19 protein-coding genes are annotated in these 18,708 nt (G+C 41.9%); 11 read left to right on the top strand and 8 right to left on the bottom strand.

All coding sequences use genetic code 11. From position 1 onward, the window contains the following. Positions 1-55: 55 nt before the first annotated feature. From pyrR to pyrE, 8 genes are all read left to right on the top strand, one after another. Positions 56-595: a bifunctional pyr operon transcriptional regulator/uracil phosphoribosyltransferase PyrR gene (gene pyrR / locus ACQV1I_RS17850; RefSeq protein ID WP_116333416.1), complete on the top strand. Its 540-nt coding sequence runs from the start codon at positions 56-58 to the stop codon at positions 593-595. A gap of 161 nt (positions 596-756) precedes the next feature. Further along, entirely contained in the window at positions 757-2,121 is a 1,365-nt protein-coding gene (locus tag ACQV1I_RS17845; protein WP_116333477.1) for a solute carrier family 23 protein, read from the top strand. Between the two features lie 39 nt (positions 2,122-2,160). Next, positions 2,161-3,105, top strand: a complete 945-nt coding sequence (locus ACQV1I_RS17840) for an aspartate carbamoyltransferase catalytic subunit (protein ID WP_094699497.1) — start codon at positions 2,161-2,163, stop codon at positions 3,103-3,105. Beyond that, on the top strand, positions 3,072-4,355 hold the full coding sequence (locus tag ACQV1I_RS17835; protein ID WP_116333415.1) for a dihydroorotase: 1,284 nt from the start codon (positions 3,072-3,074) through the stop codon (positions 4,353-4,355). Before ACQV1I_RS17840 ends, ACQV1I_RS17835 begins: the two co-directional genes overlap by 34 nt. Positions 4,356-4,374: 19 nt before the next feature. Beyond that, positions 4,375-5,472 (top strand): carbamoyl phosphate synthase small subunit, encoded by a 1,098-nt coding sequence (locus ACQV1I_RS17830; protein ID WP_116333414.1) that lies wholly within the window; start codon positions 4,375-4,377, stop codon positions 5,470-5,472. Continuing rightward, on the top strand, positions 5,456-8,668 hold the full coding sequence (gene carB, locus ACQV1I_RS17825; RefSeq protein WP_094699494.1) for a carbamoyl-phosphate synthase large subunit: 3,213 nt from the start codon (positions 5,456-5,458) through the stop codon (positions 8,666-8,668). Before ACQV1I_RS17830 ends, carB begins: the two co-directional genes overlap by 17 nt. Positions 8,669-8,769: 101 nt before the next feature. Next, positions 8,770-9,522, top strand: a complete 753-nt coding sequence (pyrF, locus tag ACQV1I_RS17820; protein ID WP_094699493.1) for an orotidine-5'-phosphate decarboxylase — start codon at positions 8,770-8,772, stop codon at positions 9,520-9,522. Next, positions 9,523-10,179, top strand: coding sequence for an orotate phosphoribosyltransferase (pyrE, locus tag ACQV1I_RS17815; protein WP_116333413.1), 657 nt, complete (start codon positions 9,523-9,525; stop codon positions 10,177-10,179). Between the two features lie 144 nt (positions 10,180-10,323). Here the strand turns inward: pyrE and ACQV1I_RS17810 are convergent, their stop codons facing one another. From ACQV1I_RS17810 to ACQV1I_RS17785, 6 genes are all read right to left on the bottom strand, one after another. Continuing rightward, positions 10,324-12,006: a hypothetical protein gene (locus tag ACQV1I_RS17810; protein WP_116333412.1), complete on the bottom strand. Its 1,683-nt coding sequence runs from the start codon at positions 12,004-12,006 to the stop codon at positions 10,324-10,326. Positions 12,007-12,013: 7 nt separating this feature from the next. Further along, positions 12,014-12,466 (bottom strand): divergent PAP2 family protein, encoded by a 453-nt coding sequence (locus tag ACQV1I_RS17805; RefSeq protein ID WP_116333411.1) that lies wholly within the window; start codon positions 12,464-12,466, stop codon positions 12,014-12,016. A 22-nt stretch (positions 12,467-12,488) separates the two neighbouring features. Beyond that, positions 12,489-12,845, bottom strand: a complete 357-nt coding sequence (locus ACQV1I_RS17800) for an SMR family transporter (protein WP_026315167.1) — start codon at positions 12,843-12,845, stop codon at positions 12,489-12,491. Positions 12,846-12,873: 28 nt separating this feature from the next. Next, positions 12,874-13,785 (bottom strand): decaprenyl-phosphate phosphoribosyltransferase, encoded by a 912-nt coding sequence (locus ACQV1I_RS17795; protein WP_116333410.1) that lies wholly within the window; start codon positions 13,783-13,785, stop codon positions 12,874-12,876. Between the two features lie 514 nt (positions 13,786-14,299). Continuing rightward, positions 14,300-14,773: a CcdC family protein gene (locus ACQV1I_RS17790; protein ID WP_018671804.1), complete on the bottom strand. Its 474-nt coding sequence runs from the start codon at positions 14,771-14,773 to the stop codon at positions 14,300-14,302. A gap of 128 nt (positions 14,774-14,901) precedes the next feature. Next, positions 14,902-16,134 carry an MFS transporter gene (locus ACQV1I_RS17785; RefSeq protein WP_255193584.1) on the bottom strand — a complete coding sequence of 411 codons (1,233 nt, stop codon included), beginning with the start codon at positions 16,132-16,134 and terminating at the stop codon, positions 14,902-14,904. 183 nt (positions 16,135-16,317) lie between these two features. Between ACQV1I_RS17785 and ACQV1I_RS17780 the strand changes: the two genes are divergently transcribed. Then, the gene (locus tag ACQV1I_RS17780) at positions 16,318-17,037 is read left to right on the top strand and encodes a CPBP family intramembrane glutamic endopeptidase (protein ID WP_116333409.1); all 720 of its coding nucleotides are present in this window, start codon (positions 16,318-16,320) and stop codon (positions 17,035-17,037) included. A gap of 78 nt (positions 17,038-17,115) precedes the next feature. Here the strand turns inward: ACQV1I_RS17780 and ACQV1I_RS17775 are convergent, their stop codons facing one another. Beyond that, the gene (locus tag ACQV1I_RS17775) at positions 17,116-17,640 is read right to left on the bottom strand and encodes a DUF309 domain-containing protein (protein WP_094699487.1); all 525 of its coding nucleotides are present in this window, start codon (positions 17,638-17,640) and stop codon (positions 17,116-17,118) included. Between the two features lie 101 nt (positions 17,641-17,741). Here ACQV1I_RS17775 and ACQV1I_RS17770 point away from each other — a divergent pair, with 101 nt between their 5' ends. Then, positions 17,742-17,984 carry a hypothetical protein gene (locus ACQV1I_RS17770; RefSeq protein WP_094699486.1) on the top strand — a complete coding sequence of 81 codons (243 nt, stop codon included), beginning with the start codon at positions 17,742-17,744 and terminating at the stop codon, positions 17,982-17,984. Between the two features lie 87 nt (positions 17,985-18,071). Here the strand turns inward: ACQV1I_RS17770 and ACQV1I_RS17765 are convergent, their stop codons facing one another. Continuing rightward, positions 18,072-18,242 carry a YjzC family protein gene (locus ACQV1I_RS17765; protein WP_081621611.1) on the bottom strand — a complete coding sequence of 57 codons (171 nt, stop codon included), beginning with the start codon at positions 18,240-18,242 and terminating at the stop codon, positions 18,072-18,074. Between the two features lie 209 nt (positions 18,243-18,451). On the opposite strand from ACQV1I_RS17765, the gene ACQV1I_RS17760 reads away from it, so the two are divergent. After that, entirely contained in the window at positions 18,452-18,682 is a 231-nt protein-coding gene (locus ACQV1I_RS17760; RefSeq protein WP_176452340.1) for a hypothetical protein, read from the top strand. Positions 18,683-18,708 lie beyond the last annotated feature (26 nt).

Genomic DNA, 18,708 nt, shown 5'->3' with positions numbered 1-18,708 from the left:
GTAGCCTCCCGAGTCTTGTAAAGGTCATCTACTTCTGCTGAAAGGAGCAACTCCAATGAACGAAAAAAGCATTATGATGGATGAAGCAGCTATTAGACGAGCCTTAACTCGCATTGCTCACGAAATTATTGAACGTAACAAGGGCGTAGAGGACTGTGTGATCATCGGCATTAAAACTCGCGGTATTTATTTGGCAGAACGCTTAGCCAAACGAATCGAGCAAATTGAGAATGTACAGCTTCCATTTGGTGAATTGGACATTACCCTGTACCGGGACGATTTGACACACAGGTCATCGGAAGCAATTGTTCATGGTGCGAAACTACCTGAGATTACAGGAAAAAAGGTCATCTTGGTGGATGATGTGCTGTATACAGGTCGTACTGTCAGAGCTGCTCTGGATGCCTTAGTGGATCAAGGACGCTCCACGATGATTCAACTCGCTGTATTAGTGGATCGTGGACACCGTGAATTGCCCATCCGACCTGATTATGTGGGCAAAAACATGCCAACGTCCCGTTCTGAAATTATTGCTGTACAATTACTAGAAGTAGATGGAACGGATAAAGTTTCACTGATGCAAAAAGAAGAATGAATCGACAACTATATATGCCTCTTTAAGGCTAATCCCGTGAGGTTAGCAAGGGGACACGATCTAACGCTGGAGGTATGCGTACCTCTGTGCTTGGACCTGCCTCTTTGTGTACACACGAAGAGGTTTTTTTGTGCAAAAAATACCAGAAAGCAGGGGAGATAATGAGCAAACAAGACTTTGTAGACGTACATGAAACACCAGCTTTGACTCGTTTATTACCACTTAGTATTCAACACTTATTCGCAATGTTTGGCTCCACAGTACTAGTCCCAATCTTAACGGGTTTAGATATATCAGCTGCATTGATCGCGAGTGGTTTAGGTACTCTAATTTTCATGATGATTACAAAAGGAAAAATTCCTAACTATCTTGGATCTTCCTTCGCTTTCATCGGACCAATCATTACGGTGACTGCAACATATGGTCAAGGAGTTGCCTTATTGGGTTGCTTTTTATCTGGTCTGGTATATGTGCTAGTAGCAGCAATGGTACGAAAATTTGGGGTAGGCTGGCTAGATCGATTACTCCCTCCAGTTGTGATTGCATCCATCATCGTGGTTATTGGTTTGAGCTTGGCCGGAGTAGCTGTCGATATGGCTACAAAAGTAACAGTAGAGGGAAAGTCAGTAATCTCGCTCACTTCTATTGAAATCTCTTTAGTTTCACTGCTGGTAACAATTATCGCTGCGGTTATGCTACGTGGATTCTTATCAATGATTCCCATCTTGCTTGGAATCATTGGTGGATACGGCTATACAGCCCTACGACATGCTGAATTGATTGACTGGGCTTCCATTACAAATGCCCCACTTTTCATCAGCTTACCGGAAATGTTTACGCAACACTTGCATGTAGGCTTGCTAACAACTGCCATGATGGATAAAGGAGCATGGTTGTCGGCCCTAATTATTGCACCGATTGCATTTGTCTCCTTAACAGAACATCTGGGTCATTTATTAGTAACAAGTAAAATTATGAATCGTGATTTAATGAAGGAACCTGGCTTGCACCGAAGCTTACTAGGTGATGGTGTAGCTACTGCGGTTGCCGCCTTTATCGGTGGACCACCTAGTACGACTTATGGCGAGAACATGGGTGTTCTAGCAATCACCCGAGTCTATAGTCGAGCAGTCATTGGCCTAGCGGCAGTGTTCGCGATCTTATTCTCCTTCTGTGGAAAAATCAGCGCGTTTCTCTTAACCATTCCAACGCCGGTACTTGGTGGAGTCTCGATCGTGCTGTTCGGGATTATCGCATCCCAAGGGTTCCGGATGTATGTTGAAAATAAAGTAGATTTTTCAAATAAACGTAACATGATTATTGCCGCCTCCATTCTAGTAACAGGAATCGGCGGATACAAAATTAGCTTTGAGGGAGTTACCTTCTGGCAAAGCTTCCTGAAGAACTTAACGATTGATAATGTAGCATTTGCTACTTTCATAGGAATTTTCCTGCATGCGATCTTGCCTGGAAAAGAATCTGCGATGGGTGAGGCGCACAAGGATCAAGTAGAGTCGGCAGCATAAGCATTATGACAGACCAGACAGGCGAAGGAGTGGAGGATAATGAAGAATCTGCTGGGAATAAAAAACCTTAGTAAAGGTGATATCGAAGCAATCTTGCGAGAAGCGGAATACTTTGCAGCAAGGCCAAACGAAAATATCAATCTATTGCAGGGACGATTCATAGCTAACCTATTTTTCGAAGCAAGTACGCGAACCCGCTTTTCCTTTGAAGTAGCGGAAAAACGTTTGGGTGCTCACGTATTGAATTTTAGTGATAGCAGCTCTTCCACTACCAAAGGTGAGACAATCTATGATACTTTGCGAACACTTGAATCGATGGGAGTAGAGACAGCTGTTATTCGCACAGGACAAAATGGATTATTCACTGAGCTTGCTAACGAACAAAACTTGAACATGCACCTTGTAAATGCAGGGGAAGGCACGATGGAACATCCAACTCAATGCTTGCTGGATTTACTGACAATGAAGCAGCATCACGGGGGCATTCAAGGGTTACAGGTAGCGATCGTTGGTGATTTGCGCCATAGCAGAGTGCTCGGTTCGCACTTGGATGCATTACCTAAGCTTGGCGCTAAACTTATGATTTCAGGACCAGATCAGTTGTTGCGTGATCAGACAGCCTTGCCAGAAGGTGTAAGAGTGGTGGGGATGGAGGAAGCCATAGCAAAAGCGGATGTGGTAATGATGCTACGGGTACAACTAGAACGTCATACTGGTCAGCTCTTTTCATCCAAGGAAACGTATCATCAGGCTTATGGACTTACGTTGGAACGAGCTGCCATGATGAAGACAAATGCAATTATTATGCATCCGGCTCCTTTTAATCGAGGAGTGGAGATTGATGGACAACTGGTAGAAAGTAAGAAGTCGGTTATTTTCCCCCAAGTTACAAATGGGGTGGCTGTACGCATGGCCGTAATCGCTAAAATGATGACAGGAGGAATGAGCACATGGGAATCATCCTTAAAAATGGCAAACTGCTAAACGAACAAGGTGAACTTTCGATCAAGGATTTGTTAATTGTAGAAGATCGCATTGTTAAAATCGAGAGTAACATCGAGGTAGAAGCAGATCATGAAGTGGTGGAATTGAATGGACACTTCGTAGCCCCAGGTCTAGTGGATGTACATGTGCATTTCCGTGAGCCAGGATTTGAAGCTAAAGAAACGATTGAAACGGGAGCACGTGCAGCAGTGGCGGGTGGCTACACCACGGTATCCTGCATGCCAAATACACGCCCAGTGATCGACAGTGTTGAAACCGTAGAATTCGTCCTCAATAAAGCAAAACAAGCGAACATGGCACGTGTTTTGCCTTACGCTGCCATTACAGTACGTCAACTTGGTTTAGAGCACACAGACTTTGCGGCCTTACAACAAGCTGGAGCCTTTGCCCTGACTGATGATGGGGTAGGAGTGCAATCTACTAAAATGATGGTAGAAGCAATGAAACGGGCTAAAGCATTAGGAATGTCCGTCGTTGCCCACTGCGAAGACAATGATTTGTTGCCTCCGGGTGCGGCTTTACATGACGGGATGACAGCAGCCAAGCATGGGCTACCAGGTATCCCGTCTGCATCAGAATCCGTGCATGTCGGCCGAGATATTCTACTAGCAGAAGCAACGGGGGTTCACTATCATGTATGTCATATCAGCGCAAAAGAATCGGTGCGCCTTGTACGCGATGGTAAACGTGCAGGCATCAACGTTTCAACGGAAGTAACTCCACACCACCTGTTGTTATGTGATGAGGATATTCCAAACAGTCTAGATTCTAACTGGAAAATGAATCCACCACTTCGCTCCCGCGAGGATCGTGAAGCTTTGATCGCTGGACTAAAAGAAGGAAGCATTGACATCATTGCTACCGATCATGCACCACATACATCAGAAGAAAAAGCAAAAGGATTGGAGCGTGCTCCATTCGGAATAGTCGGACTAGAAACGGCATTTCCACTCCTTTATACGTATCTTGTAGAAAAAGGAATTTTAACTCTTGCTGAGTTGGTTGACAAAATGGCTACAAAACCAGCCGAACTGTTTGGACTACCCTATGGAAAATTAGAAGTAGGAGCAATTGCTGACTTGGCAGTATTTGATCTTACGACTGAGAGAAGCATTAATCCCGATCATTTTAAAAGTAAAGGCAAAAATACACCATTTGCTGGTTGGGTATGTAGGGGATGGACTGTACTCACGATGGTAGATGGAGAAATTGTATACAACAACAAGTAGGGATAAGGGGGATAACGGCATGAAAGCACGTTTGATATTAGAAGACGGAACGATTTGTATAGGGAAAGCGATGGGGGCCACCAATGAAAGCATTGGTGAGGTGGTATTTAACACAGGATTGACAGGCTACCAAGAGGTATTATCCGATCCTTCTTATTGTGGACAGATCGTCGTCATGACGTATCCCTTGATTGGAAACTATGGGATTAACCGCGATGATTTAGAAGCGGTTCGTCCGTTTATCCATGGCTTTGTTGTACGAGAGCATTGCGATATGCCAAGCAATTGGCGCTCGACACAAACCTTAGATGAACTATTACAGGCCTATGAAATTCCGGGTATTTCAGGTGTAGATACACGAATGTTAACACGTAAAATCCGTCATTTTGGAACCTTGAGAGGATTAATCACTACCAGCGAGCGACCAGCTGAGGAATTGATTGCTCAGTTGAAAAGTACGGATGTAATGACCAATCAGGTCGCCCAGGTATCAACAAAGAGTATTTACTCAAGTCCAGGTAGTGGTGACCGTGTGGTTTTAGTAGATTTTGGTTGCAAGCATGGCATTATGCGGGAATTATCCAAGCGAGGATGCGATATGGTAGTGGTTCCACATAACGTCACTGCAGATGAAATTCGCCGACTGCAACCAGATGGCATATTGCTGTCTAACGGCCCAGGTGACCCTAAAGATGTACCGCAAGCTATTCAGATGGTTAAAGAAATCCTTGGTGAATACCCATTATTTGGAATATGTTTAGGCCATCAGCTGTTCGCTCTTGCAAGCGGAGCTGACACGGGAAAATTGAAATTTGGTCACCGTGGAGGCAATCATCCTGTAAAAGAATTGCTAACCGGACGTACATATATCACGTCCCAAAACCACGGCTATGCTGTAAACGAATCTTCTATTATCGGAACAGAATTAGAAGTAACACATCTCGCGCTTAATGACGGTACCATTGAAGGATTGCGTAATGCTGAAAAGCAAGCTTTCTCTGTTCAATACCACCCAGAAGCAGCACCTGGTCCATACGATTCAGGCTATTTATTCGACCAATTCTTAGACATGATGAAACAATCCAAGGAGGAGAAATGGTATGCCAAAAATAGATAATCTGAAAAAAATTCTGGTGATTGGCTCTGGTCCTATCGTAATTGGTCAGGCGGCGGAGTTTGACTATGCAGGAACGCAAGCCTGCGAAGCATTAAAAGAAGAGGGGATGGAGGTGGTTCTAATCAACTCCAACCCAGCTACGATTATGACGGATACCAATATGGCTGACAAAGTATACATTGAGCCAATTACACCTGAGTTCGTAGCTCGGGTCATTCGTAAGGAAAAACCAGATGGATTGTTACCAACATTGGGCGGACAGACAGGATTAAATATGGCAGTAGCTCTAGCAGACATGGGTGTACTTGAAGAAGAGAATGTAAGGCTATTGGGAACAAAACTGACCTCAATTAAACAAGCGGAAGATCGCGAGTTGTTCCGCTCTCTTATGCAAGAGCTAAATGAACCAGTACCTGATTCCGCGATTGTTAGTACGGTGGAAGAGGCGCTTGATTTTGCCAATGAAATTGGGTACCCAATCATTGTTCGTCCCGCTTACACGCTCGGTGGAACAGGCGGAGGTATTTGTGAAGATGAGGCTTCGTTGATCGAAATCGTCACAAGTGGTTTAAAATACTCCCCGATTACTCAATGCTTGGTTGAAAGAAGTATTGCAGGAATGAAAGAAGTAGAATATGAAGTGATGCGTGATGCTAACGACAACTGTATCGTAGTCTGCAACATGGAAAATATTGACCCAGTTGGTGTACACACAGGTGATTCTGTTGTTGTCGCTCCAAGTCAAACGTTATCTGATCGTGAATATCAAATGCTGCGCTCTTCTGCATTGAATATTATCCGTGCCTTACAAATTGAGGGTGGATGCAATGTTCAGTATGCGCTCGATCCCGTTAGCTTTCAATATTATGTCATTGAGGTAAATCCACGTGTCAGCCGTTCCTCGGCATTAGCGTCCAAAGCCACAGGATATCCGATTGCTAAAATGGCGGCAAAAATCGCTATTGGCTATACCTTAGATGAGCTAAAGAATCCGGTAACTGGTCAAACCTACGCTTGTTTTGAACCAACCCTAGACTATGTAGTTAGCAAAATTCCTCGCTGGCCTTTCGATAAATTTCAATCAGCCAATCGCCGTCTTGGTACGCAGATGAAGGCAACGGGCGAAGTCATGGCGATTGGACGTAGTTTTGAAGAATCTATGATGAAAGCGATCCGCTCCTTAGAGATCGGAAGCTACCATTTGGAAATACCAGAGGCAAAAGAGCTTACTGATGAAGAATTAGAACAACGTCTGGTGATTGCAGATGATGAACGCCTTTTCTTACTAGCAGAAGCGATGCGCCGTGGCTATCATATCTCACGAATTCATCAGTTAACCAAGATTGATCTTTTCTTCTTACACAAATTCTGGAATATTGTTGCTTATGAAACAACACTAGCCGAATCTGGCTTGACTCAGGAAGCTCTGTATGAAGCAAAGCGACTTGGCTTTACCGATCGGAAAATCGCAGAATGTACGGGACAAAAAGAAGAGGAGATTTATAATCTACGTACACAATGGGGAATGAAGCCTGTATATAAAATGGTAGATACTTGCGCTGCCGAATTCGAAGCGCAAACACCGTACTATTACTCGACCTACGAGCAAGAAAATGAATTTGTTGATACAGGTAAAAAACGCGTAATCGTGCTAGGCTCTGGTCCAATCCGCATTGGGCAGGGAATTGAATTCGATTACTCTACAGTCCATGCGGTCTGGGCTTTGAAAGAGGCTGGATACGAGGCCATTATTGTCAACAACAACCCTGAGACGGTATCAACAGACTTTAATACCTCTGACCGGCTTTACTTTGAACCTTTGTATATAGAGGATGTCATGCACATCATCGACCAAGAGAAACCAGAAGGTGTCATTGTTCAGTTTGGAGGACAAACAGCGATCAATCTTGCTGATAAGCTTGCTAAACGTGGTGTCAAAATCCTGGGTACAAGCCTAGAAAATATTGATGCAGCTGAGAACCGTGAGAAGTTTGAAGCTCTGCTGCGAAAGCTTGATATAGCTCAACCACCTGGGAAAACAGTGACCTCTGTAGAAGAAGCTGTGGTTGCTGCTGACTCATTAGGCTTCCCTGTGCTAGTTCGCCCTTCCTATGTATTGGGAGGACGAGCGATGGAAATTGTTTATAACGAAGAAGAGCTAATCTCTTATATGAAAAAAGCAGTAAAAGTGAATCCAGAGCATCCTGTTCTAATTGATCGCTATATGCTAGGGATTGAGGCAGAAGTAGATGGGATTTGCGACGGAGAGAACGTTTTGATTCCAGGTATCATGGAACACATCGAGCGTGCAGGGGTTCACTCAGGTGACTCTATTGCAGTATATCCGCCGCAATCCTTATCAGAGACAGTGAAGACAGAGATCATCGACATGACTACAAAGCTAGCGCGTGCTCTCTGCATCAAGGGCTTACTCAATATTCAGTTTGTCATCTATAAAGGCAAGCCTTACGTCATCGAGGTCAACCCACGCAGCTCCCGTACAGTTCCATTCTTGTCTAAGGTAACAGGAATTCCAATGGCGAACATTGCGACGAAAGCCATTCTTGGTTACAGCATTCTCGACCAAGGATTTACTACAGGCTATCATCCTGAAGAAAAGATGGTTTCTGTAAAAGTTCCTGTCTTCTCCTTCACAAAACTACGCCGTGTGGACATCACTTTAGGCCCAGAGATGAAATCCACCGGGGAAGTAATGGGACGTGAGACTACCCTAGCTAAAGCTCTTTACAAAGGTTTGCTAGCGGCTGGCATGAATATTCCAACCAAAGGAACTCTTTTGGTAACAGTAGCTGACAAGGATAAGGAGGAAGCGTTGTCGATCACAAAGCGTTTCCAACAGCTTGGTTTTAAACTACTAGCGACGGATGGAACTGCTGACTACTTAGAGCAGGCAGGCTTATCGGTCCGTCGTGTACAAAAGCTATCGGAAGGCACTCCGAACTTGCTAGATGAAATCCGTACAGGTCAAGTGAATCTTGTGCTTAACACCTTAACGAAAGGTAAAACACCACAGCGTGATGGGTTCCGCATTCGTCGTGAGGCCGTGGAGAACGGGGCAGTATGTCTGACATCTCTGGATACAGCAAGCGCTATCTTGCATGTATTGGAAACAATCACATTCTCTACAGAGGCAATGCCGAAACAACAGATGGGAAAGGTACTGGCAACACAGTAATAGAAAAATTGAGTTGACTTAGAACGGGGACGTGCTCATCAAGAGCACTCCCTTCCTGTATGTGGACAATGAGTGGACAACAAAGGAGAGGAGTTTCACACATGGAATCATCCTTAACTCAAAATCATTTGTTATGTAAAGCGGACGAACGGATTATTCTAGCGCTGGATTTTCAAACAAAAGCAGAGGTAATGAACTGCCTTGCTAGCTTAGAAAATCAGGTACGCTACGTGAAAGTTGGCATGGAGCTTTTTTATGCAGAAGGATCAGCAATTGTATCACTATTGAAGGAACAGGGATTAAAAGTGTTTGTTGATTTGAAAATCCACGATATTCCCAATACTGCTAAAGGCTCGATGAAAAGTTTAGCTAAGCATGGCGCTGATATGGTGAATCTGCATGTAGCAGGCGGCATAGCTATGATGGAAGCGGCACGAGAGGGATTGGAGCAAGGCGTCTCTGCCGGTAGTAAATCCCCATTACTGATCGGTGTAACCATGCTGACGAGCAGCAGTCAGCAGATGATGAATGAACAAATTCTCATTCCTGGTAGATTGGACGAGACGGTTTCTCACTATGCATCCTTGGCATGTCAAGCAGGTCTGGATGGCGTTGTTGCTTCTCCCTTGGAAGTACCAATTATTAAACAAGCTACTAGAACGGATTTTTTGACTGTAACACCAGGAATTCGTACCGTTGGATCTGCTTTTGGCGATCAAACACGAGTAACTACCCCAGCAAAAGCATTTGAACTGGGTACAGACTATATCGTTATCGGGAGATCCATTACGCAGGCTGAAGAGCCAGCCAAAGTATGGGCTGACATGATGGCAAGTATACGGGAGGGAAAATAAATGAGTACAACAATTGCAAAACAAGTAGCACAGCATCTCTTACGAATTGGAGCTGTACATCTTCGTCCAGAAGAACCGTTTACCTGGACATCCGGGATTATATCTCCCATTTATTGTGATAACCGTATTACAATGACGTACCCAGAGGTTCGTAGCTATTTAGCAGATGCTTTTGTTCAGGTAATTCGTGAGCGTTTTCCTGAAGTAGAAGTTATTGCTGGTACAGCGACAGCAGGAATTCCTCATGCAGCATGGATTGCTGATCGTATGGGGTTGCCAATGATTTATGTCCGTGATAAGGCAAAGGGTCACGGTCGTCAAAATCAGATTGAAGGGCATATTGCTGCTGGTCAAAAGGTAGTCGTTATTGAAGATTTAATTTCTACAGGTGGAAGCTCCATCAAGGCAGCAAAGGCTGTTGAATTGGAGGGAGCTGAGGTATTGGGAGTAGTCGCTATTTTTAGCTACCAATTTGCCGATGCAGAACGTGCTTTTACAGAAGCGAACTATCCATTACACACGTTATCCAACTATACAGCACTATTAGAGCAAGCAAAAGATAATGGAACAATCAGTGCTAGACAAGAAAAAGTTTTGTCTCAGTGGAAGGAAAAGCCGCACACGTTTTATAAGGAGCAGGTTTTAAAAACAGAATAGGTTTTAATACAAAAGGACAGTTTTCGAAATGGAAAAAGCTGACGCCCAATGAAGGTTGGGGTCAGCTAACGTTCTAACGAACAGACTTTTCTTGTTGACTACAAAATTGCGCTTATAACTCAATCGGTGTAATGGAAAGCGTACTTATCTTACTAAATACTTTGCCTGTGATGAACCAAGCTTTTTAGCATTTTTATCATCAATCTTTGTTTCAATAAATTCGATCCCCGCTTTTTCCAATCTGATTCGATTCGAATTAAAATGTTGGAAATCAACTAATACAGGCTGCTTACTTTTCTTCATTTCGTGAAACTGTAGATTTACTTGGGCATTGAAGAATGTTTGAGCAATCGTTTGAGTAGCCCCTACTAGCAACAGATTTATGGAAAGAGTACAAATCAAAAACCAACTTGCGTACTTCGTAAATTGCTTATCAGTTTCCAATCCTACCATTGCAATGAGAATGGGTACGAACCACAATTGAGGAACGTATCGCGCCCACCAACATTCAGGATTTATAAATACCGTCAAAAAAATGATTCCACTTACTATAAATACAGGCTTTGCTAATTGTCTACTTCGAAGGAAGAGAGCAAATGAGACAAGGCAGGTTAGTAATACAGCTCCTCCAAACAGAGGACCAAATCCCGCTAAACGAGCATCAGCCCCAATAAAAGCTTGAAATTCCTCAAATGCTACAGTGAACGGCCATTTCATTGTGCTTTCATTAGGTCTTATAATATTTTCTGACTTGGCAAATAAAGATACAAAGAACTTTTCGAATTGATTTTTCCCTTGAAAGTCGGCTGGACTATTAGCTGTCATAATATCTACAGCATGTTCACCGGCTAATGGATAAAATGGATGTCCCTTTGCTAAGAAATTGGTAACGTAGGGATTATAACCAACGATTGCTACCGCTACGAGGCCGCTTGCGACAAGAGAAAGCAGTAGCTTTTTCCAATGTCTATGTTTATCGTACAAGAAAAATAGAACAAGCAATCCACCACATAAAAGAACTGCGTATACAAGAGCGGTAAACTTAATAGCCGTTAGCAGGATAATGGCCGAGCATAGCCCTGCTAAAATCCATGGGTTAAAACGTTTAAATAAGAGATACCCCAAGGAATAGATGATAAGTACAAGCGATGCTAATTGTCCATCAATATAAAAGGTGACCAGCTGTGTTATCACGACTGGATTGCAGGCCAGAAGTAGTGAGAGGAAGACCGCACGCCTTCTTTTCTCAGGATAGGCATCAAGAATTGCAGCCAAGCAAAGAAAAAACGAAGCAAATAAAAGAATAAAGTTAAACATCTTACTTCCTTCAATTTGATCCGTCAATTTGTACATGACGGCATCAAGCATCCATGGCCCTTTTGTGTAATGATTAATCCATAGATGAAAGGGAGTACGGATGTCTTCTCCACTTGAATTATCAAGCTTTTGGGCGTCGGTTATGTTTAGTAAAGGTTGGTCATGAACGGGATTCCAGCCATTTTTTAATAGAATAATCGCTTCTTGATGGTAGGTCTGACCATCCCAAGATAGATCATATGTAGCAGTACTAGTATACCAGCTTATTCCAAAAATCAGTCCTAATCCCATTAGCAAAGAAAAAAACATGGTTGCCCTACGAGATGTAAAGAATGTATGTGTCATAACTAGGAGGCAGACAATACTTGCACATACAGCCACCCAGAAGCTAGTTGTTGAGATGGATACACCAAGCAAAAATAGAATCGATGTAGAAAGTACAATTCCTAATAAAAGCAGGAGTAAGACAATTCCTATTACAAGAGAGACGTTAGGTGTTCGGCTCTTCATATCTTTTCTAGTTCCCTCCTAGGCTGAGTAGTCCTGAGACTATTGGTGACAGAAGATGCAATAGCAGTCCTACTAAAACTCCTAAAACAATACCTCCGAGGATTTCCCATTTTGTATGTCCCATACTTTCACGTAAGGTTTCTTTTTCCTCAGCAGTTGCATGGTCTTTTACCAACAAATTAATAGTGGTAGCATGCTTGCCGACAGCTCTCCGCAGTCCGGTCGCATCAATAATAATGATAAAGGTAACAGCGATACCTAGACCGAAAATGGGGTTGGAAAAGCCTTCATTAAGCCCAATTAAGCTGATGGTGGTTACCATAACTGTTGTATGTGTACTAGGAAAGCCACCATTTCCGATTTTCTTTCTTGCTTCTTTCCCAAATTGTACATAGTTGATCATAAATTTAATCGTACCGGATACTAACCAGCCGATAAACGGTGCCAAAACGTATAGCATAAACAATTCCTCCGAATAGATACTAAGAACGTGAAATTACAATGACGCCAATAACAATAATAGCTAAACCAATCAAGCGAACGCCTGAGACAGGCTCTTGAAAAATCCATACAGAAAGCAGGGCTACGAGAACATAGCCCAAAGCAGCCATAGGATAGGCGTAGGAGAGCTGTACTTTTTCAATTGCTGCAATCCAGACAAACGCTGATATTCCATAAAGGGCAAGCCCGACCATAATTGGAATATTGGTTAGATATTGCAATATTTTCATCCAAAACACATCGCTTTTTCCAGAGAGAGCAGAAGCTCCCATCTTCATAGCGACCTGCCCGCATGCACTAAGAATGACTGAAATGAATATAAGAACTTGCGATGGCATAAATGTTTACACAACCTATCTATATTGTTTATTCAAAAATAAGGATAATACTAGCTACTGCAACCACATATAGCAGGACAGTGACAAGAATCGGTTTGTCCTCTAGCAATACTTTTTCAGGGCTTCCTCCTTTGTTGCCCATCATAATCAAGTAGAGATAGCGAAAAATACCAAAGATCACAAATGGAATTGTCCACATAAGCTGAATGGTTCGTCCAGAAGTGAAGGTGAATAGGGAGTAACTGATAATAGTTGCTGAAGTTACAATCGTATTTAATTGATTTAATAGTTCTATGGAATAGTTGTCTAATACTTTACGATGACTCCCTTTTTCTTCCTGTAGCAAATAGAGTTCATGTCGACGTTTACTAATCGCCAAGAATAGGGAAAGTAACATTGTGCACAGCAAAAACCACGGAGTAAAAGGAGTGCCAATCATCAAGCTTCCACCGATTGCTCTCAGCACAAAACCAGCAGAAATAATCATAACATCCAGAATAACCACATGTTTTAATTTAAAAGAATAGGCAACATTTATCAAAAAATAGAATAATAAAACACTACCAAACCATAAATCGAAGTGAAAAGCAGAAAACAAAGAAGCTATCAGCAGCCCACACCCAAATGCTAGTCCCAAAAATGGGTTTAGTGCGCCTGAAGCCATAGGACGAAAGCGTTTCTCAGGATGATTGCGATCGTTTTTGATATCAGCAAAATCGTTTAGGATATAGACACACCCTGAAACCATGCAAAATAGAAAAAAGGCAATGAGCGACTTGCCAAGCAGATGGATACTTACTTTATGTAGAGAAAATAAGAGGGCAGCAAACACGAGCAAATTTTTTGTCCATTGCTGAGGACGTAACTGGAGAAGTAATAAAAGTAAGATATTTTGTTTTGAAGTAACTCTTTCTTTTAATTTAATTGAATTTGATAACACGTATAAATCCCCTGTCTACTTGTTAATGTACCTCTTATAATTGACGAAATTTGTCAAAAAACCGTTACATAATTTGGATTTTGTTGATTCAAAAAAATCGCCAGAGTAAGATTTTACTATACGACATACGCAAGGACTAGTACAGGTCGATCTTCATTATTGTCGTCATGATATGAGATAGGAACGATAATACGGTTGATCGTTGGGGAGGAGGCCGTTACCCTTAGCTAGCTTTATTCCATGTAGGTGTGGCAGAACCCTACTTGCCAATCTTTGATCGCTATTTGAAGCACACTACTACAGCTACGGTTCAAATGAAAAAAATTCCATACATCTCTTTATTAAACCACATTGCACATCAAAATCTACACAATATAAAAAATTAATGGAGTATTTTCTGAAATAACAAAAGCAATCTTCACAGCTGAAGATAAATAAAAAAGCGGGCTACCATGCAGGATAAACCTGCTTTGGATAGCTCGCTTTTGTGTATCTAGGATTGATAAGGACTATCTTATTTAACCAGTCTTTTATACATATACAACATAGCAACTCGCCACGGGAGAATCATCCCATAAGCAAGGACAAAGAATAAACCTGCTGTCTGCATCGGAGTAAACGTATCACCAACCCAGAGTTTAATCACGAGTCGAATTAGCAGCAGAACAAACAAAACAACGATAAACGCATTGGACCGACGCAAAAAGATATGATTCCCTACTTGTTCAAAGCGGGAAGACAAAATAAGTGGAATAGAGAACAAGCACCCAATAAAGAAAGCGATAAAATCATAGCTGATAGGTGTGGTCACGCCCGGATAATGAAACATTGCAAAGCCTGTAGCCATAGCAAGGGGTGGGATAATGATCTTACGTGTAGATACAGGTTTTTTTGCTGAACGCAACCGAACAATAATGACTGTGGTTGCCATGAATAGACCAATAAGTATACTAACTACAGTAGGGGAGATGCCAAGAAATGTATTCATCGTTTAGTACGGCTCCCTTCTCGATTCACCCTAAATATTTACCTTTTATCTTACGTCTATACTACAAAAAAAGAAGAGGTGGTGTAAATACACCCCTCCGTCTTATCTCCACCTGATTGGTAAAATAGTTACGCCATTTTAACAGGGGGGGGTGCCTCTGAAACCTGTCTGACATCCAGAGCATGCCGCTTTCCATAGTAATAGGACAGACCACCGACAACAAGGGAAGCAAAGCCCATTATGAAAAGGTATGCGTGAATGCCCACTAGATCAAGACACAGACCAGTTCCAGCTAATGCTAGTAAAAACCAGGCTCGATCTAGCATGGTTTTAAAGGAGAAGAATCGGCCACGTGATTCAGCAGGCAATTGTTTTTGAAACAGGGTGGCAGTAAGCGGAACAACGGTCCCAAAGCAGAACCCAAATAGCGTATAAGATAAAAGCAATGGCACCAAGCCATACGACAGAGCCATTCCGATTTGGGATAAAGCGAGCAAAAATAGGAAAAGAGTAGACGACATGACTAGGTTTGTTTTTCCGAAAAAGCGCTTGACCAGAATACCAGCAATGAGCGCTGTGAGTCCTTCTGTCGTATAAATCCAGCCCATCAAACCTGGTACTGCAAGCATTTCACTGAAATTGATGACCAATAAATTAGAGCCACCAACGAAATATGAGACAACCAAGGCATTCGTAAGACCAAGACTTAACGTCCGATCTGATTTAAGCAGAGAGAAAACCTCTCGAAAAGGCATTTTGATTACCTTACCAGCTGATTTTAATGAGTTGATTACAGGAATATGAACAGGAAGAATAAATAGAATAAGGACAAAATAGCAAGCTAGTGTGATGCTATAAAGCGTCCACAGTTGCATAAAACCAATAAGGATTCCTCCAATCGCCGTTCCACCAATTCTTGCGAGTGTGGAAGCATTTACATAAAATCCGTTGGCGCGAAGTAATTCTTCGTTTGGCACAATTAAAGGTATAGATGCTTGAGCGGCTGGTTGATAGAAGGTGGCGGCCAATTGGATAAAGATTGATGAAGCTATCATCCAGCCTACGGAATCGTAATGAATCGCAAATAGCATACAAATGGGAGCTAAACATCGAATCAAAGTCGCATAAAACAACACGTTTTTTTTCGAAAAACGATCGATCCATTCTCCTGCTTTCGGAGAAAAGAACAGACTGACAAAGAGCCCCACCATCAATAATAAACCCTTCAAAAAATCGGAATCGAATAAATGTTGCAAAAATTTAAGGTTTCCGATAATTCCAATCCACATTCCTGTACCAGCTATAACCTCACCTATAACCAAGCATAAGTAAGATTTATTCCGTGATAAAATAATGACCACCCCTTAACTTGAATGTGTAGGTAAAATATTCAATGTTATTATTATACCAATATTTACATAAATAGGCATATCTTATTTATGGCTTTTTTCTTATCTATGCGAATTAGTTATTTTTCATTCATCACAAATAGAAAGAGAATAAACATCACACACTAGAGTAGAAATCTGGGGGGAGGGAGTGTTTTGGATTTTACAAGCAAAACTGACAAACGAAGAAGACAGCCCTTATTAGTACTTATATGCTATAGTTGCTTTGCCACCCTCACTATATTTTATGGATTGGTTGAAAAGCATAGTTTATTCATTACCTTTGTTGGGTTTCATCTCGTAACCTGTCTAATCATCCCTATTTTTCATGCCTATTGGGAGGGGAACCTTGCGATAAAATGGAGAGAAGCATGGGGCTTGCACAGGCATCAGGAAAGAAAGCTAAAAGGCATTTGGTGGGGCATCATCTCGGGAGTTTTATTGTTTATACTGATTTGCCTTGGTTTTTATGCATTGCTATGGACAGGTGCATCTACAGAGTGGATGCGAAACAAGCTATTTTCTTGGGGATTGACTGAAGAAACAAAGTGGTGGTTTGCCCTATACATGACAATTGGCAACTCGCTATTTGAAGAAATGTTGTGGAGAGGCTTTCTGCTCGAACGTTTACTTTATAATATGCAGCTATATAAAGCCATTTTACTTAGCAGTTTTTTTTATTCTTTGTATCATTTTATCATTGGAGTTACGTTATTTGGTATAAAGGCTGGTTTGGTTGCTACTTTTCTGGTTTTTTTGACCGGAATGTTTTGGGCATGGTTAAGGAGAAGGTATCAAAGTATCTATCCGACGTGGATCAGTCATTTATTTGCAGACTGGGCTTTAATGTATACAATGTTACGCAATGTACTATAAAAAGAAGTCCCCTGGCCAGGTGTGAGGAAAACTCTCTGGCTAGGGGAATTATTTTTCGATAGACACAGTTTTCGCGAGTTAATCGTTCTGTTTCCTCTTTTGAATGAGGCTGAGATTGCGTTCCATAATAACCTCATTGCGGTCACGTAGGGTATGCTTGTGTACGAGATAATCATCAGCAGGGGTACCGATACTACCAAAAATCAAACCACGACTACTAGCGAGTTCCTGACACTGCTTCAGAAGACTTTTGTCGGTTAAGGGAAGATTCATGCTGTGATACGTTTTTTTCTCCAAAACAGCCTGTATCCGTTCCTGAAGCAGTTGCGTAAACGAATCTACGTCTATGCCTAAGTGATGTAGCTCAGCTTTATTCAAAATTGCTAAGGAGGATGCATTTTGCAGTAATTTTGTTGCCCCGTTAAAGTTACCACGACGATGGTGATAGAGGGCCACAGCAACTTGAATCAGACATACCCAAGTAGACGTACGTTTTTCTGGAGAGAGTGATTTCCAGTATTCCTCTAAAATCTCATGGCATTCAAAATAATCTCGATCAGTATGAAAGTGAAGTAGAAATTCTACATATGCAGAAGGATACATTTGATTCGCTCCTGTTAATCCTTGTTTTTCTCTATTATAATAGATGGACTACCCCGGTGTAGAGCGGGAATACAATTCGTTTAGATAAAGGTGGATAAAAAATGACTCAACAAGAAATAGTAGATACACTAAAAGAGAGACGGATGACGGAAATCCTTGAGCTTATTTATGATGCAAAATCAGGTGATCTAGAGGAATTAGAACTGGTGGAGAGCCTTGGACTATTGGCAGATGAAACATTAAATAAAGAAGTAATTGGTTTGTTAGAGGAGCTTGGAGTGAACATCATCTATTTGAGCGGTGATGAAGAAGACGAGGAAGAGGACGACGAAGAAGAAGTATAAGTTTAAGTGCATAGTGTGAAAGAAAATGAAAAAGGCACATGCCAAATATAGGCTGTGTCTTTTTCATTTTTATACAATAGATAAAGCTTATTTTTGTGTCCACACTCGATTTTTATTTCGTGTAGCAGGGAATTTCTCCCCTTTTTTTAGGGTAATAATCATTGGGTCCTCTACCCCTGAGCCTGTTTCTCCAATTTCAATATAGACCTGATTTTTCGGTGATTTCTCTCCCTCATGAAACCGGCTATGTTCGCCCATGCCTCCATCACCCCTTTTCCATATGTTATCTATAGTATCTCCTAGGACAAATAGGCACATGTACAAAAAAAGACGCCAAAAAATAGACGATTGTCTCCGGTATATTAGCTGATTTTCATTGAACTAGACAGCTGTACCAATCACAAACATCAATCTGTACATAATTTGTTAACGTATCAGACAAAGAAAGGATGATGAGGTTATGGGTTGTGGATGCAGAAGAAGAAGAAGAAGACATAGTTGTGGTCGCTGTGGAGGGTTCCGCGATTTCGATGGTGGCTTCGAAAATTGCTATACTACGAAACATTGGAGAAAAGTTTGCAAATGTGTACCTTTCCACAGAACAGTTTGTGAAGCACCAGCTTTTGATGGATTTGGAGATGATGACTGCCAGGGACATCGCCATCGACACCACCACTGTCATAAAAAATGCTAGTTAATTTTGGGGGAGAGAGGCGCTTTTAGG

This window comes from Brevibacillus sp. JB24b, assembly GCF_051713385.1.
Lineage (GTDB): Bacteria > Bacillota > Bacilli > Brevibacillales > Brevibacillaceae > Brevibacillus_B > Brevibacillus_B laterosporus.
The sequence above is the reverse complement of the archived record's forward strand: the minus strand, read 5'-3'. Positions and strand labels throughout refer to the sequence as shown.